Genomic DNA, 16531 nt, shown 5'->3' on the forward strand with positions numbered 1-16531 from the left:
GAACGTGCTGGGCTTTTTGCTTTTCTGTGCGCGGAGATTGAGGGCGGCGTCATGGGCTGGCAGTGCATAGGTGGCGATATTGAGCCATTTACCTCACGGCAATTCAGCATGAGAATGGATGCGCACGCCTTTCAGCCTGGAACGCCTCTCCAGCCCCCAAGCCTTAGCAACGGATATCAGCCTCTAAGCGGACCCCCGGCTCGCCCGGCTCAGCAGCTCCTGTGGCTCCTGAGCTTTAATAGGTTCTCGCCTGCCCAGGCTCCTGCGCTGCTCGGGTTCCTTCTCAAGCTACTCACACGCCGCGGCTACACATTTCGATCGACGGGCCCGCGACGCGCTATGCATTTCGCAATCGACCGTCGTGCCTGCTCGCCGCTGACGCCTGCACGAGTTCGTCGGCGAGTTGCCTCACCCAGGCGTGCCAGGGACGGGGCGCGAACCACCGCTGGTGCAGAAGCTGGAAATACGGCGTTTCGGCAGTCCACCGCAGCAGCACCGCTTCGTCAATTTCCTGCCATTCGAGCAGCTTGAACTTGAGCAGCACCTTTGCGGCGTAGCGGGCGTGGCGCAGCGGGTCGTTTCTGAACCCCTCCAGGCGGCTTCGTGCCCGGTGCAGGGCGTCGGTGACATCGGTGAACGCCGGTCCGTGCCCGGGCAGCACGACATGCGGATGCAAGCGTTCGATCAGGTCCAGAGTGGCGGCGACCTCATCGAAGGCGGCAACGCCGTCCAGTTCAGGGAACACCACTCCGAAACCATTTCCCCACAGCGCATCCGCGGAGATGAGCATTCGGTTGTCCGGTTCGAACAGGACTACCGAATGCGGATCGTGCCCCGGCGCAGAATGCACCTCCCAGCGGTGCGCGCCGACGGAAAGAACGGTGCCTGGTTGCAAGGCGCCATCGGCAGCGAAGGGTGGGCACCCCTGTCCCGTCGCGACGTAGCTGAGTGCGGCCGTGTCCCACTGCACGACAGCTTCGAACTCTGCTGCGGGCACCCACGTCCGTACGCTGGAATAGCGTTGCTGCAGGGCGGCATTGCCTCCGCAGTGGTCGCTATGCAGGTGTGTGTTGACGATCATGTCGAGGTCTCGGCCTGCCAGCGCGGTATCGACCAGCCGCAGCGTCTGGTCCGAGTGGGTGTGATAGCCGCTATCGACAAGGGCCAGCGGTCCCTTCCCGCCGGTGAGCAGCACACAGTTGGAAGATAGCCAGCCGCGCTCGAACAAGGTGACGCCGTCTGGCAGCACAAACCCGGTCATTGGAGGCAATCAGCGTCCGGTGCGCAGTTCCCGCCGAAGGATCTTCCCTACGTTGCTCTTGGGGAGTTCGTCGCGGAACTCGATGTGCTTGGGAATCTTGTATCCGGTGAGGTTCTGCCGGCAGTAGCGCGCGACGTCATCTTCCGTGAGCAGCGGGTCGGTCTTCACGACAAATACCTTGATCGCCTCGCCCTGTGCCGTATCCGGAACCCCGATCGCGGCGCATTCGACGACGCCAGGGCACAGTGAGATCACGTTCTCGAGCTCGTTGGGAAACACGTTGAACCCGCTGACAAGGATCATGTCCTTTTTGCGGTCGATGATGCGGGTGTAGCCGTGCTCGTCCATGATGCCGACGTCGCCGGTCCGCATGAACCCGTCGGCCGTAAAGGCCCTGGCGGTCTCTTCGGGCTGGTTGTAGTAGCCCTGCATCACGTTGGGGCCGCGGATACAGATCTCGCCAGAGGCACCCTGCGGCAACGTCTGGCCGTCGTCGTCCTTGATGGCGATGTCGATGCCGGGCAGCGGCAGCCCGATCGTGCCGGAGAACGACGTGGCGGTCACCGGGTTGTTGGTGCCGATGGCGCAGGTTTCGCTCATCCCCCAGCCCTCGACCATGGTGCAGCCGGTGGCCTGCTGCCACTGACGCGCCGTCCCTTCCGACGCGGCCATGCCTCCAGCCTGCGAGACGCACAGATGCGAAAAATCGACCGAGCGGAACTGCGGATGCGTCATCAGCGAATTGAATAGCGTATTCACCGCCGGCAGCATGTGGAAGGGACGCTGTTTGAGGACCTGCACGAACCGGCCGATGTCGCGCGGATTGGGCACCAGCGAGAGCCGCGACCCCGATCGGATGGCCAGCAGGCACAGCGTGAGCGCGAAGATGTGATAGAGCGGCAGCGCCATGATGGTGTTCGTGTGGCGCGCCTCGCCCACGCGCGACAGGGCGGGCGTGAACCATGCCTGGGCCTGCAGAATGGCCGCGACGATATTGCGATGCGTGAGCACCGCGCCTTTGGACAGTCCCGTCGTACCGCCGGTGTACTGCAGAAAGGCGATCGAATCGGGTCCCTGCCCGCCCGGGCGCAGCGTGAGGGACGCACCGGCGCGCAGCGCCTCCCTGAAGGCGGTGACCGTGCGTCCTTCATCCAAAGGCAAGCGGTAGGCGGGCACCATCTTGGCCAGGTGGCGCACCGCGAAAGTGGTCCAGTGCTGCCGCCAGTTGCCCAGCAAGTCACCGAAAGCCGTCATGACGACGTGCTTGACCGGCACCCGCTCGATCACCTTCTCGAGCGTATGGGCGAAGTTCTCGAGGATCACGATGGCCGTGGCGCCCGAGTCCCGCAGCTGGTGCTCGAGTTCGCGCGCGGTATAGAGCGGATTGACGTTCACGCAGGTGAAGCCGGCACGCAGGACGGCAGCCATCGTGACCGGGAACTGCGGAATGTTGGGCAGCATGATCGCAACACGCGCGCCAGGCTCAAGCCCCTGCTGCTGCAGCCATGCGCCGAGTGCGGCCGACCATGCATCGAGTTGGCCATAGCGCATGGAGCTTTCCATGCAGTAGGCGAAAGTCTGTGCTGCGTGCGTGCGAAAAGACTCCTCGAGCAGTTCGGTCACCGAGCGGTACTGGTCCGCATCGATGTCGTGCGGCACCCCGTCCGGATAGCTCTTGAGCCAATACCTGTCCATTGTGGTCTCCATGGCTGCGGATTGTCGAAGGCCATGCAGAGCTCCTGTGACCGGGCTTGTCCTAGGTAGGCACGCGTTCCGTCCCCCACGCGACATCGCAGCGGGCTACCTGTGCGCGACTCATCCAAGGGCGTCCGGGCGAGAGCCTCGCCCGGCCCTGCCGGCCCGGCCGGCAGGAAGTGCCGCAGCGGCAAGAAGGAGGTCCGGGAGATGGCGCGTACAGCGCGAGCTGCTCGGCGGCGGTTGTCGCGCGTTTCTCGCTACGCACAAACTACAACACCATCTGTTGCGACCAGTCGCTGTTTCTCGGTCCGTCGGGGGCGAGGGAGCCCGTGCGTGCCGTAGCGGAGCGCGAGGTGCGGAGCGCGGGGTGCAAGGGTGCGAGCCCGTGACGCCCAGCGCACGCACCGCGCCTGCGTCAACGGTCCGCCCGATGCGGCGTGATACTGCGCGTATGCCCCTTCGCAAGCATTCAAGCGTCGCGCGACTTCAGCAGTGCGTGGTGGCGCTGACGGTTCTCGCGGCCGTTGGCTGGCTGATCGCCGTCTGGCCGCGCTCCCCCAGTTGGGCCGTGATGGGCGCCGCGGCACTGCTGGTCGGCCACGCCTGGTTCCTGGCGGCCGAGCTCCTGCTGCTGCCGCATGTCGCGCGAAATGACCCTGCACCGCTTGCCTCACGCCGCCAGCGCCTGGCGGCCTGGGCCGCCGAGACGCGCGTGGCGCTGCAGGTGTTCGCCTGGCGGCAGCCTTTCCGCTGGCGATCGGAAGCCGACTGCCTGGACGACGCGCGCGGCGCAGGACGCACGGGCGTCGTCCTCGTGCACGGCTTCCTCTGCAACCGAGGCTTCTGGCGACCGTGGCTGCGGCGCCTGCGGGCCGACGGGCGCGCCTTCGTGGCAGTGAACCTGGAGCCCCCGTTCGCGAGCATCGACGACTATGCGCCGGCGATCCACGAGGCGGTGCATCGGGTTCGTCGGGCGACGGGCCGGCCACCGCTGCTGGTGTGCCACAGCATGGGTGGCTTGGCCGCGCGTGCATGGCTGGTGAGCTGCGGCCATGCGCCTGCCGGCCTTGTGCGGCATGTGGTCACGATCGCCACGCCGCATCGAGGCACATGGCTGGCCCGCTTCAGCCGACGCGAAAATGGCCGCCAGATGTCTCCGGACAGCGCCTGGTTGGCGTCGCTGCACGCCGCCACGCCGTGCTCTGCGGCGGCGCACTTCACCTGCTGGTGGTCCAACTGCGACAACGTGGTGATGCCGCCGAGCATGGCTACCCTCGAGGGCGCAGACAACCGCCTGTTGCCGGGGGCCGCCCACGTCGATCTGGCCTTCCGGCCCGAGGTGATGGAGGCTACTTTCGCGCTGCTGGAGCAGGCCGCCGAGTAGCGCGCGCGAGCCAGACGCGCCACGTCTGCGCTCAGGGCTGCGATTGCGTGGCGAGCACGCCTCGGCGCATCTGATCGAGCTCCATCGTTTCGAACAAGGCCTTGAAATTGCCTTCGCCGAAGCCTTCGTTGCCCTTGCGCTGAATGAACTCGAAAAAGATCGGGCCCAGCTGGTTCTCACTGAAGATCTGCAGCAGCAGCTCTTCGGAGTTGCCGTCCACCAGGATGTTGCGCTGCTGCAGCCCTGCGATGTCTTCCCGCAGGTCGGGAATGCGCTTGGGCAGGAGTTCGTAGTAGGTTTCGCTGGTGGTCAGCAGCTTCACGCCGGCCATCTGCAGCGCGTCCACCGTGTCGTACAAGTTGGTGGAGCCCAGCGCGATGTGCTGGATGCCCTCGCCGTGGTACTTGTCCAGGTACTCCTGGATCTGGCCGGCCTTGTCGTTGCCCTCCTCGTTGATCGGGATGCGGATCTTTCCGCAGGGGCTGGTCATGGCCTTGCTCTTGACGCCGGTTGCCTGCCCCTCGATGTCGAAGTAGCGGATCTCCCGGAAGTTGAACAGGCGCTCGTAGAAATCGGCCCACTCGGCCATCCGCCCGCGGTGCACGTTGTGCGTGAGGTGGTCGATGTAGGTGAGCCCGTAGCCCACCGGATTGAGTGCGCCCGCGCCTCGCGCATCGGGAAGCGGTTCGAAATCGACATCGAAGAACCCGATGTTGCCGATGTCACCTTCCTGCGCGCCATTCTTGCCGCGCCAGCGATCCACCAGGTAGATCAGGCTGTCACCGATACCCTTGATCGCGGGAATGTTGAGTTCGCCCGGCCCGGCCTGACCGGCGTAGCCCCAGGCTCCGAGCGAGACGGCGCGCTCGTACGCCGCCTTGGCGTCCTGCACCCGAAACGCAATGGCGCAGATGCTGGGGCCGTGCATCCGGGCAAAGCGTTGCGCGAACGAGTCGGGCTCGGCGTTCAGGATGAAGTTGATGCCGCCCTGGCGATACAGCACGACGTTCTTGTGCCGGTGGCGCGCGATCGGCCGAAAGCCCATGCGCTCGAACAGCGCGCCCATCGCGTCGGGGTCCGGCGCGGCGTACTCGATGAACTCGAAGCCGTCCGTTCCCATGGGGTTGTCCCAGGCCCCCGGCTGGGAGCTTGAGCGCGTGGCGGTATCGGGCAAGGGTGCGTTCATGGCGGCAATCTCGATGTGAAAGGCAATGGTGCACTTTATGCGGCGCGGCCAGCACGTTTATTGCGCTCCGTTGCCGAAGTTGCGAGCACCTTCGCAGGAAACCTGCGTCGTGTGAGAATTCCGTGCACACGCCCCAGCGGCGCACCATGCCACGCACATGCAAGCCCCCTCTCTCGACCGCCTCGACACGTCCATCCTGCGCTGCCTGCAGCACAACGGGCGCGAAACCTACGACGTCATCGGCGAGCAGGTGGGGCTGTCGCCCAGCGCGGTGCTGCGGCGCGTCAAGCGCCTGGAGGAGGCGGGGGTGATCGACCGCTACGTGGCCCTGGTGCGGCCCGAAGCGGTGGGGCTGGGGCTCACCGCCTATCTCAACGTGCGACTTGAAAAGCACACCGAGAGCCACAAGCGCAACCCCATGGACCTGTTCCGCGCCAGCGTGCAGACCTGGCCCGAGGTGGTCGAATGCGCGGCCCTCACGGGCGAGATGGACTACCTGCTGCGCGTGGTCGTCGAGGACATGGCGCACTACAGCCGCTTCATCATGGACACTCTCCTCAAGCATCCCAGCGTGCAGGACTGCAAGACGAGCTTCGTGCTCGACCGCGTCAAGACCACTACCGCGATGCCGATCTGAGACGGCGCATGCCACCGCGACCCATGCCCTTCATCGTTCCGATCCGCTCGCTCGGCCCAGGGCACCGGGAGCGAATCGCCGGGCATCTGCTGTCGCTGGACGCGCACGACCGTTACCTGCGCTTCGGCTACATGGCCACCGACGAGCAGGTGCGCCGCTATGCGGATCAGCTCGACTTCGAGCGCGACGAAATCTTCGGGATCTACAACCGCAGACTCGAACTGCTGGCCGTCGCCCATCTGGCCTTTGCATCGGACGCGCGCTTTGCAGGCTGCGCCGAGTTCGGCGTGTCCGTGCTGGCCAGGGCACGCGGACGCGGCTTCGGAGCGCGGCTGTTCGACCGTGCGGTCATGCACGCGCGCAACGAAGGCGTGGACATGCTGTTCATCCACGCGCTGAGCGAGAACGCCGCCATGCTCAAGATTGCGCGCAAGGCCGGCGCAATCCTGGAGCGCGACGGCAGTGAGACCGAGGCCCACCTGCGGCTGCCGCCGGCCACGCTCGACAGCCGGCTGAACGAAATGGTCGATGAGCAACTCGCCCGCGGCGACTACCGGCTCAAGCGGCAGGCGCGCAGTTTCTGGGACTTTCTCGACGGCGTGCAGGAAGTGCGCCAGGGCGTGCGCGAAGGGCGTCACAAGTCCGGCTCCTGAAGCGTCGCGCCGCGGCGCGGCCGTTCGGTGCGCCGCGTGATTGGGCTATCCTCGCTTTCCCCCAACTACCGCACGTCCTGCACACACGGCTGTGTCCGACCCGCACCCTGCGCGCACTTCCCTCGAAAAAGAAGACAAGCGCACCTTCCTGCAGAAGCTCGCTGAGTTCATCCACCCCGGCCCCGATTCGCGGGCCCAGCTGATCGAGACGCTGGCCGACGCCGAAGACAACGAGATCATCGGCGCAGACTCCAGGATCATGCTCGAAGGCGTCATCCGCATGGCCGATCTCACGGCCGGGGACGTGTTGGTGGCCGCTCCGCGCATGGACATGGTCAACATCGACTCGCCCTACGAGGACATCCTGCACCTGGTCATCGAGACGGCCCATTCGCGCTTTCCGGTGTTCGAGGGCGATCGCGAGAACATCATCGGGATCCTGCTCGCCAAGGACCTGCTCAAGCTGCAGCGCGCTCCCGAGCTGAACATCCGCGCGCTGCTGCGGCCCGCCGCCTTCATACCCGAGAGCAAGGGGCTGAACGACCTGCTGCGCGAGTTCCGGGGCAACCGCAACCACCAGGCCATCGTCATCGACGAGTTCGGCCGCGTCGCGGGGCTGATCACCATCGAGGACGTGCTCGAGCAGATCGTCGGCGACATCGAGGACGAGTTCGACGTCGCCGAGGACGAGGGTGACATCTTCGCGTTGGCCGACCGCACCTACCGGGTCAGCGGCGACACCAGCGTCGAGCGCGTGAACGAAGCCTTCGACGTACAGCTGCAGCCGACGGCGCACCATGACGCAGAAGAGGAGCCCCACCGCTTCGAAACCATCGGCGGCCTGATCGCCCACGAGATGGGACACGTGCCGCGCCGCGGTGAGTTCACCACGCTGGGCGGGCTCAACTTCATCGTGCTGCACACCAAGGGCGGCGCGGTGCGCTGGTTCAAGGTGTCCCCGGCCGTGGAACACGACAACACCGGCTGATGGCCTGGTTCCCGCGCACGCTCCCCTGGCTTCTGGCGGCGCTGGCCGGACTCGGCCAGGCGCTCTCGATTGCCGCCTTCTGGAACGGCCAGCCGCTGTGGTGGCTGCAGCTGCTGTCGCTCGCCGTGCTCGCCGCGGTGTTGCGGCGCCAGCCCTCGTGGCCGCGCGCCGCGCTGTGCGGCTGGCTGTTCGCCACCTGCTGGCTGACCGGGACCTGGTGGTGGCTGTTCATCTCGATGCACGTCTACGGGGGATTGCCGGCGCCTCTGGCGGCACTTGCCGTGCTCGGGCTGGCGGCCTTCCTCGGCAGCTACTACGCCGTCGCGGCCGCCACCTACTGGCGCCTCGGCCGCCACACGGTGCTGCCGGGTGCGCTCGTTTTCGCTGCCGCCTGGCTGCTCGCCGAGCTGATGCGCGGGGTATTCTTCACAGGCTTTCCCTGGGGCGCCGGCGGCTATGCACACGTCGAGGGCCCGCTGGCCGCGCTCGCGCCCTGGATCGGCGTCTACGGGATCGGGCTGGTTGCGGCGCTGGTGGCCGGCCTGCTCGGCGCACTGGACCGCAGTGGCCAGGCCGCCTGGCGCGGCGCGCTTGCGGTGCCCGTGCTGCTGCTGGCCATTGTCTCGCTGCCCACGGTCGAGGCGAACCAGCCGGGAGCGCGCCTGTCCGTGGCGCTGCTGCAGGGCAACATCCCGCAGGAAGAGAAGTTCCAGGGCAACTCGGGCATCCCGCAGGCACTCGCGTGGTACGCGCAGGAGCTCACGCAGGCACGCGCCAGCCTCGTCGTCGCACCCGAAACCGCCATTCCCCTGCTGCCACGAGACCTGCCCGAGGGCTACCTCGACGCGCTCGTGCGGCGTTTCGGGCAGGGCAACCAGGCAGCCCTGTTCGGCATGCCCCTGGGCAGCTTCGAGGGCGGCTACACCAATTCGGTCGTCGGCTTGCGCCCGGGCGCGGACTCCTACCGCTTCGACAAGCACCACCTCGTCCCGTTCGGCGAGTTCATTCCGCCGCTGTTCCGCTGGTTCACCGACCTGATGCACATTCCGCTCGGCGACTTCAACCGCGGCGAGGTCGGGCAGCCTTCGTTCGTCTGGCAGGGGCAGCGGCTCGCACCCAACGTCTGCTACGAAGACCTGTTCGGCGAGGAGCTGGGCGCGCGCTTTGCAGACCCTGCGTCCGCGCCCACCATCTTCGTGAACGTGAGCAACATCGGCTGGTTCGGCGATACGGTGGCGATCGACCAGCACCTGCACATCAGCCGCATGCGCGCACTCGAATTCCAGCGCCCGGTGATCCGTGCCACCAACACGGGTGCCACGGCAATCATCGACCACCGCGGCGTCGTCACGCGAGTCCTGCCGCGCCACACCCGGGGCGTTCTCGAGGGCGAAGTCGAAGGGCGGGACGGGCTCACGCCGTTCGCCCGCTGGGTCTCGGCGTTCGGGCTGGCTCCCCTGTGGATCCTGGCGCTCGCGGTGCTTCTTGCCGTGGCACTTGCGCAGCGCCGCAGGCCGCCACGCTGAGGGGAGGGCGGCCCCGGAACGGCCGAGGCCCGCCCGTAAAATCCCGCGATGCTCACCTTCCAGCAAATCATCCTGAAGCTGCAGTCCTATTGGGATGCACAGGGCTGCGCACTTCTGCAGCCCTACGACATGGAGGTCGGAGCCGGTACCTCGCACACCGCCACGTTCCTGCGCGCACTCGGGCCCGAGCCCTGGAAGGCGGCCTATGTCCAGCCCAGCCGCCGTCCCAAGGACGGTCGCTACGGCGAGAACCCGAACCGCCTGCAGCACTACTACCAGTACCAGGTGGTGCTCAAGCCCGCGCCGTCCAACATCCTGGAGCTGTACCTGGGCTCGCTCGAAGCCCTCGGCTTCGATCTGAAGAAAAACGACATCCGCTTCGTCGAGGATGACTGGGAGAACCCCACGCTGGGTGCCTGGGGGCTCGGCTGGGAGGTCTGGCTCAACGGCATGGAGGTGACGCAATTCACCTATTTCCAGCAGGTCGGCGGCATCGACTGCAAGCCCATCACCGGCGAGATCACCTACGGCCTGGAGCGCCTGGCCATGTACCTGCAGGGCGTCGATAACGTCTACAAGCTGCAGTGGACGCATGGCCTGAGCTACGGCGACGTCTATCTGCAAAACGAGAAGGAGCAGTCGGCCTACAACTTCGAGCACAGCGACGCCGACTTCCTCTTCACCGCCTTCGCGGCGCACGAGAAGCAGGCCAAATACCTGATGGAGCAGCAGCTCGCGCTGCCCGCCTACGAGCAGGTGCTCAAGGCGGCCCACAGCTTCAATCTGCTCGACGCGCGCGGCGCCATCAGCGTCACCGAACGTGCTGCCTACATCGGGCGCATCCGCAACCTGGCGCGCAGCGTCGCCCAGAGCTATCACGACAGCCGCGAGCGGCTGGGCTTTCCGATGGCCCCGCCCGAATGGGTGGCCCAGCTCGAGAAGAAGGCCGCCTGAAGACCATGAAGAAGACAGACAACCTGCTCGTCGAACTGCTCGTCGAGGAACTGCCGCCGAAGGCGCTGAACAGCCTGGGCCAGGCCTTCGCCGACACCCTGTTCGAGCAGCTGCGCACGCAGGGCCTTGCGACGCCCGAGTCCTCGCCCACCGCCTACGCGTCCCCGCGGCGGCTGGCCGCCCACGTCACCGCGCTGCTGGCGCAGGCACCCGACCAGGCCGTCTCGCACAAGCTCATGCCGGTCTCCGTCGGCCTCGACGCCAACGGCAACCCGACCCCCGCGCTGCACAAGAAGCTGCAGGCGCTCGGCTGCGATGCCTCCGCCGTGGGGCAGCTGCGCCGCGCCGGCGAGGGCAAGGCGCAGGCGCTGTTCCTGGACACCCAGGTGCGCGGTGCCACGCTCGCCGAAGGCCTGCAGAAGGCGCTCAGCGAGGCCCTCGCGCGGCTGCCGATTCCCAAGGTCATGACCTACCAGCTCGCCGACGGCTGGACCGACGTGAAGTTCGTGCGGCCCGCCCATGCGCTGGTGGCGCTGTACGGCAGCGAGGTCGTGCCGGTGCGCGCGCTGGGGTTGGCGGCGGGCGACACCACGCAGGGGCACCGCTTCGAAGCGGCATCGCGCACCGTGCGCATCCGCCACGCCGACGCCTACGCCGAGGTGCTCGCCGGCGAGGGCGCGGTGATCGCCAGCTTCGCCGCCCGCCGCGCCGATATCGTGCGCCAACTGGCCGAGGCGGCGGCCGTGGTCGGAGGTGGCGCCCGGCCCATCGACGATCCGGCGCTGCTCGACGAAGTCACTGCGCTGGTCGAGCGGCCCAACGTGCTGGCCTGCAGTTTCGAGCCCGACTTCCTGCAGGTGCCCCAGGAGTGCCTCATCCTCACGATGAAGGCCAACCAGAAATACTTCCCGCTGCTGGACGCGGCAGGGCGCCTGACCAACCGCTTCCTGGTGGTGAGCAACATCCGCCCCGAAGACCCGAGCGCGGTGGTCGAGGGCAACGAGCGCGTGGTGCGCCCGCGCCTGGCCGACGCCAAGTTCTTCTTCGAGCAGGACCGCAAGAAGCCGCTGTCTGCGCGCGTCGATGGGCTTGCGCGGGTCGTCTATCACAACAAGCTCGGCACGCAGGGCGAGCGCAGCCAGCGCGTGCGCCAGCTCGCCCAGGTGATCGGCGCACAGCTCGGCGACGACCACCTCGCACGCCAGGCCGACCTGGCGGCCAGCCTTTCCAAGGCCGACCTGCTCACCGACATGGTCGGCGAGTTTCCGGAGTTGCAGGGAACCATGGGCCGCTACTACGCCCTGGCCGACGGTCTGGACGCTGAGATCGCAGACGCGATCGAGGACCACTACCGGCCCCGCTTCGCCGGCGACCAGCTGCCGCGCGGACGCACCGGGCTGGTGGTGGCGCTGGCCGACAAGCTCGAAACACTGGCCGGCCTGTTCGCCATCGGCCAGCTGCCTTCGGGCGACAAGGACCCGTTTGCCCTGCGCCGCCATGCACTCGGCGTGGTGCGCATGCTGATGGAGCGCGATCTGCCCCTGTCGCCGTCCGAACTCGTCGTCGAAGCAGTTGGGCTGTTCCCGCAGGCGCCACCCGAGACGGCTTCGCTGCTGTCGGACTTCATCTACGAGCGTCTTGCCGGCTTGCTGCGCGAGCAGGGCTACAGCGCCCAGGAGACCGAAGCCGTGCTGGCACTCAAGCCGGGCCGACTCGGCGAGGTGGCGCGGCGGCTCGCAGCGGTGCGGGCCTTCGCCGCGCTGCCCGAGGCGCCCACGCTGGCCGCGGCCAACAAGCGCATCGCCAACATCCTGCGCAAGGCCGAGGAGCCGGTGCAGCCCCAGGTGGACGAGGCCTTGCTGTGCGAGCCCGCCGAGCGCGAGCTGCACGCCCAGACCCTGCGCATCGCCCGCCAGGCGAATGCGCAATTCGACGCCGGCGACTACACGGCCTCGCTGCAGACGCTTGCCGCGCTTCGCCAGCCGGTCGATGCCTTCTTCGACGGCGTGATGGTCAATGCGCAGGATGCAGCCCTGCGCCGCAACCGGCTCGGGCTGCTGTCGGTGCTGCATGGCGCCATGAACCGCGTGGCCGACCTGTCGCGCCTGGCCACCTGAAGATGCTCCGATGAAACTGGTCATCCTCGATCGCGACGGCACCATCAACGAAGACAGCGACGAGTTCATCAAGTCGCCCGAGGAGTGGCAGCCGCTGCCCGGCGCCCTCGAGGCGATCGCGCGCCTGAACCATGCGGGCTGGCACGTCGCTGTCGCCTCCAACCAGTCGGGGCTCGGGCGCGGTCTGTTCGATCTCTCCGCGCTCAATGCGATGCACGCCAAGATGCACAAGATGCTCGCGGCGGTGGGCGGGCGCATCGACGCGGTTTTCTTCTGCCCGCATACGCCCGACGACCGCTGCAGCTGCCGCAAGCCCCTTCCGGGCCTGTTCGAGCAGATCGGCGAGCGCTTCGGCGTGGAACTGCGCGGCGTTCCCGCCGTCGGCGATGCCCTGCGCGATCTGGAGGCCGCGGCCGCCGCCGGCTGCGAGCCCCACCTGGTGCTCACCGGCAAAGGCGCCGCCTGGCGCGGCCAGGCCCTGCCGGCGCATGCCCCCGCCGGAACCCGCGTGCACGCCGACCTCGGCGCCTTCGCCGACCACCTCGTCGCGCGCCCCGTTGCGCCTCGCTGAGTTTCCGTTTTCCTTTTTGTCCATGCTCGACTTCCTGCGCTCCGTACTGCACGCCCTCTGGATGCTGGTCACCGTCATCCCGTGGGCCTTGATCATGCTGGTCGCCTCGCTCTGGCGCAGGGGCGTGCCGCTCTACTGGATGGCCGTGCGCTGGCTGCGCTGGGCGACCGACGGCGCCCGCGTGCTGATCGGCATCCAGGTGCGCGTCACCGGCATGGAGCACCTGCCACAGGGCGAAACCAGCCCGGCGATCCTGCTGGTCAAGCACCAATCGACGCTCGAGACCTTCCTCATGCCCACGCTGATGCCGCACCCGCTGGCCTACGTGTTCAAGAAGGAGTTGCTGCACGTGCCTTTCTTCGGCTGGGCCATGGGCCGGCTCGACATGATCCACATCGACCGCAAGCAGCGCACCCAGGCCTTCAGCAAGGTGGTGGCCCAGGGCAAGCGGCTGCTGGCGCAGGGCATCTGGATCATCATGTTCCCCGAGGGGACGCGTATTCCGCGGGGCCAGGCCGGCGTCTACAAGTCCGGCGGCACCCGCCTGGCCATCGAGACCGGCGCGCCGGTGATCCCGGTGGCCGTCACGTCCGCGCGCTGCTGGCCCCGCAAGGCCTTCATCAAGCGCCCGGGTATCGTCGATGTCTCGATCGGCAAGCCGATTCCCAGCCAGGGCCGCGAGCCTGAAGAACTGATGCGCGAAGTCGAGACCTGGATCGAAGCCGAAATGCGGCGCCTCGACCCCGAGGGCTATAGCGAGGTGAAGCGCGATGCGCCGGCTTCTGCAGCTCACCCTTGACCTTTTCGATCCGCCGCCGACGGCCGCACCGGCACAGCCGCCGCAGCCGGAGCCGGCGCCGCTGATGCCACCGGGCTCGCCGGGCGACGGCGCGCCCGCCGAGCCGCTCACCCGGGTCATCGCCGCTCCCAGCTTCGTCCACCCGCGGGCGAGCCGCCAGACGATGCTCGGCGAGGTCCGGGTGGGCTTCGAATTGCGCCGCGCGCGCAGGCGCCACATCGGCTTCGTGGTCGATGACGACGGGCTCACCGTGAGCGCCCCCAAGTGGGTGCCGCTGTACGAGATCGAGGCGGCCCTGCAGAAGAAGGCCGCATGGATCGTTCGCAAGCTGGCGGAGGCACGCGAGCGTGCACAGCGCCGGGAGGCGAGCCGCATCGAGTGGCGCGAAGGCGCCACTTTCCCCCTCCTCGGCGAGCAGGTGATCGTGGTGCTCGACCCGCGCCATGCCTTCGACGGAGTCGGTGCCGTCCTGGACAGCAGTGCGCAGGCCCTGCCGGGTGTGCCGCGGCTCGTGCTGCGGGTCGGTCTGGCGCACGACGCCGGTGCGGCGCAGATCCGTGATGCGGTGCAGGCGTGGCTGATGCGCCAGGCCACGCGCATCTTCACCGAACGCCTGGACCACTATGCACCGCAGCTGGGGGTGCGCTGGCGCAAACTCAGCCTGAGCAGCGCCAGTACCCGCTGGGGAACGGCGCGGTCGGACGGCTCGATACGCCTGAACTGGCGCCTCATCCACTTCGGCCTGCCGGTGATCGACTATGTGGTCGCGCACGAACTGAGCCATCTGCGCGTGATGGACCACAGCCCCCGCTTCTGGGACACGGTGAGCACGGTGGTGCCCCAGTGGCCGCAACTGCGCGAGCAACTGCGCACCCAGCCGCTGCCGCCCTGGTAGGCCGCTGTCATCCTCGTGGGCTGGCGCCATCGCGGTGGGCCGCTGCCCCGCTCATGCGCGCCGCTGCACGGCGGTGCGCTGCTGCGCAGCGGGCAGGCGTCGCGGGCGCATGACCGCGCCGAGAGCCGTGTCGCGTCGGGCCGCGCGGCCCGCGTCCATTCGACCAGACAGACCCGCGTGAACGCATGGTGGAAAAATGCGTCGCGCCGGCGGCGCCCGGGGCCGCGCGCGCAGTCCGGCGCAGGAAGCTCAGGCCGCCACGAAGCGCCAGACGCCATCGTCGCCGCGCCGCCGCAGCAGGCGGCGCTCGAACCACAAGGCGTGCAGATGCGCCACCGCCTCGCCCATCGCGAACGTCGTCTGGTGCAGATCGAGCGGCCGCTTGAACATCACCGGCAGCATGTCGGCCGCGCTGCGTGGCGCGTCGGCGCAGGCGGCGAGCACCTCGTCGAGGCGATCCCGGTGATGCTCCTGCAGCTGGCCGATGCGCGTGTGCAGGCCGCAGAAGGGCTTGCCGTGCGAAGGCAGTACCAGCGTCCGGGCGGGCAGCGCACCCAGCGCGGCGATGGAGGCGAGGAACGCAGCGAGCGGGTTGGATTCGGGCTCGACGTCGTGCACGCTGATGTTGGTGGAAATGCGCGGCAGCATCATGTCGCCCGAGATCAGCACGCCCAGCGCCTCGCAATACAGGGCCATGTGCTCGGGCGCATGGCCGAAGCCCGCGATGCAGCGCCACAGGTTGCCGCCGATCGCCACCTGCAGTCCGTCGGTCAGGCGGTGGAAGGCCGGGGGCACGGAGGGCACCATGCTTGCGTAATAGCCCGAGCGAGCGCGCACCTTCTCCAGGGACGCGGGGTCGGTGAGCCCGTGCGAGGCGAAGAAGCCGGCCGCTGCCTCGCCGCCGTAGCCGGTGGTGCTGCCGCTCGCCACGCGCGCGGCGTAGTAGTCGGTTGCGCTGATCCACAGGCGGCAGTTCCAGCGTTCGCACAGCCATGCCGCCAGCCCGATGTGGTCGGGGTGCATGTGCGTGACCACCACCCGCAGTATCGGCAGACCCTGCAACTCGTCCGCAAACACCTGCTCCCACTGCGCGCGGGCCTCGTCGCGCGCGATGCAGCAATCGACCACGGTCCAGCCCTCGCGGCCATCGAGCCGGTCGCGCAGCAGCCACAAATTGATGTGGTCGAGCGCGAAGGGCAGCGCCATGCGGACCCAGCGCACGCCGGGCGCGACTTCCAGGGTAGTCCCGGGCGCAGGCAACCGGTCGGCGAAGGGGTAGGCGAGCTGGCTTTCCAGGGGAGTCATGCGGCGCGTCCGGTGGGGTGGGTCAGGTCCGGGATGGGTCTGCGATTGACGTTGACGTAAACGTCAGATGTAATGCGCCCATTCTAGGTGCCGGCCGTACGGAGGCTGTCGCCGGCAGCACATACCCGCACATGGCCACACCCGTTACCTTCACCATCAGCGACCTTGCCCGCGAGTTCGACCTCACCACGCGGGCAATGCGCTTCTACGAAGACATGGGCCTGCTGCAGCCCCAGCGCAGCGGCCCGGGCGGACGCAACCGGATCTACAGCGCGCGCGACCGCACCCGCCTGAAGCTGACCCTGCGCGCCAAGCGGCTGGGCCTGTCGCTGTCGGAAGCGCGGGAGATCATCGACATGTACGACAGCCCGCGCGACACCGGGCCGCAGCTCAAGAAGTTCCTCGCCATCCTCGCTCAGCATCGCAAGCAGCTCGAGGAGCAGATGGAGGACCTGCAGGCCAACCTCGACGAAGTGAAGGTCCACGAGAAGGAAGCCCGAACCTTGCTCGCGCGTACCGAAAAGGCGCCTCGCCGCAAGGTCAACGGAAGCTGAAGG

General features: G+C 67.8%; 15 protein-coding genes. 11 read left to right on the top strand and 4 right to left on the bottom strand.

What is annotated here, in order from left to right:
• Positions 1-337 precede the first annotated feature (337 nt).
• Together WG922_RS13620 and WG922_RS13625 are read right to left on the bottom strand one after the other, a co-directional pair.
• Complete coding sequence (locus WG922_RS13620; protein WP_340283234.1) at positions 338-1261, bottom strand: MBL fold metallo-hydrolase; 924 nt, start codon at positions 1259-1261, stop codon at positions 338-340.
• 9 nt (positions 1262-1270) lie between these two features.
• Positions 1271-2956: an AMP-binding protein gene (locus tag WG922_RS13625; RefSeq protein WP_340283235.1), complete on the bottom strand. Its 1686-nt coding sequence runs from the start codon at positions 2954-2956 to the stop codon at positions 1271-1273.
• Between the two features lie 502 nt (positions 2957-3458).
• Here WG922_RS13625 and WG922_RS13630 point away from each other — a divergent pair.
• Positions 3459-4343, top strand: coding sequence for an esterase/lipase family protein (locus WG922_RS13630; RefSeq protein WP_340283236.1), 885 nt, complete (start codon positions 3459-3461; stop codon positions 4341-4343).
• Positions 4344-4374: 31 nt separating this feature from the next.
• Here the strand turns inward: WG922_RS13630 and hppD are convergent, their stop codons facing one another.
• The gene (gene hppD / locus WG922_RS13635; protein ID WP_340283237.1) at positions 4375-5529 is read right to left on the bottom strand and encodes a 4-hydroxyphenylpyruvate dioxygenase; all 1155 of its coding nucleotides are present in this window, start codon (positions 5527-5529) and stop codon (positions 4375-4377) included.
• 157 nt (positions 5530-5686) lie between these two features.
• Here hppD and WG922_RS13640 point away from each other — a divergent pair, with 157 nt between their 5' ends.
• The 9 genes from WG922_RS13640 (at position 5687) to WG922_RS13680 (ending at position 14669) form a co-directional block, all read left to right on the top strand.
• Positions 5687-6166: an Lrp/AsnC family transcriptional regulator gene (locus WG922_RS13640; RefSeq protein WP_340283238.1), complete on the top strand. Its 480-nt coding sequence runs from the start codon at positions 5687-5689 to the stop codon at positions 6164-6166.
• Positions 6167-6174: 8 nt separating this feature from the next.
• Positions 6175-6819, top strand: a complete 645-nt coding sequence (locus WG922_RS13645; RefSeq protein WP_340283239.1) for a GNAT family N-acetyltransferase — start codon at positions 6175-6177, stop codon at positions 6817-6819.
• A gap of 91 nt (positions 6820-6910) precedes the next feature.
• Positions 6911-7807, top strand: coding sequence for an HlyC/CorC family transporter (locus WG922_RS13650; protein ID WP_340283240.1), 897 nt, complete (start codon positions 6911-6913; stop codon positions 7805-7807).
• Positions 7807-9333: an apolipoprotein N-acyltransferase gene (lnt, locus tag WG922_RS13655; RefSeq protein ID WP_340283241.1), complete on the top strand. Its 1527-nt coding sequence runs from the start codon at positions 7807-7809 to the stop codon at positions 9331-9333. The genes WG922_RS13650 and lnt overlap by 1 nt, the downstream gene beginning before the upstream one ends.
• 48 nt (positions 9334-9381) lie before the next feature.
• A complete protein-coding gene (gene glyQ, locus WG922_RS13660) occupies positions 9382-10287 on the top strand; it encodes a glycine--tRNA ligase subunit alpha (RefSeq protein WP_340283242.1) in 906 nt (301 codons plus the stop codon).
• A 5-nt stretch (positions 10288-10292) separates the two neighbouring features.
• A complete protein-coding gene (gene glyS / locus WG922_RS13665) occupies positions 10293-12404 on the top strand; it encodes a glycine--tRNA ligase subunit beta (RefSeq protein WP_340283243.1) in 2112 nt (703 codons plus the stop codon).
• 10 nt (positions 12405-12414) lie between these two features.
• Entirely contained in the window at positions 12415-12975 is a 561-nt protein-coding gene (gene gmhB / locus WG922_RS13670) for a D-glycero-beta-D-manno-heptose 1,7-bisphosphate 7-phosphatase (protein ID WP_340283244.1), read from the top strand.
• A 22-nt stretch (positions 12976-12997) separates the two neighbouring features.
• Positions 12998-13774, top strand: a complete 777-nt coding sequence (locus tag WG922_RS13675) for a lysophospholipid acyltransferase family protein (protein WP_340283245.1) — start codon at positions 12998-13000, stop codon at positions 13772-13774.
• Positions 13746-14669, top strand: coding sequence for a M48 family metallopeptidase (locus WG922_RS13680; RefSeq protein ID WP_340283246.1), 924 nt, complete (start codon positions 13746-13748; stop codon positions 14667-14669). The genes WG922_RS13675 and WG922_RS13680 overlap by 29 nt, the downstream gene beginning before the upstream one ends.
• Positions 14670-14918: 249 nt before the next feature.
• On the opposite strand, the gene WG922_RS13685 is transcribed toward WG922_RS13680, so the two are convergent.
• The gene (locus WG922_RS13685) at positions 14919-15974 is read right to left on the bottom strand and encodes an MBL fold metallo-hydrolase (protein WP_340283247.1); all 1056 of its coding nucleotides are present in this window, start codon (positions 15972-15974) and stop codon (positions 14919-14921) included.
• 131 nt (positions 15975-16105) lie between these two features.
• Between WG922_RS13685 and WG922_RS13690 the strand changes: the two genes are divergently transcribed.
• A complete protein-coding gene (locus tag WG922_RS13690; RefSeq protein ID WP_340283248.1) occupies positions 16106-16528 on the top strand; it encodes a MerR family transcriptional regulator in 423 nt (140 codons plus the stop codon).
• Positions 16529-16531 lie beyond the last annotated feature (3 nt).

This window comes from Ramlibacter sp. AN1015 (assembly GCF_037726105.1).
Lineage (GTDB): Bacteria > Pseudomonadota > Gammaproteobacteria > Burkholderiales > Burkholderiaceae_C > Ramlibacter.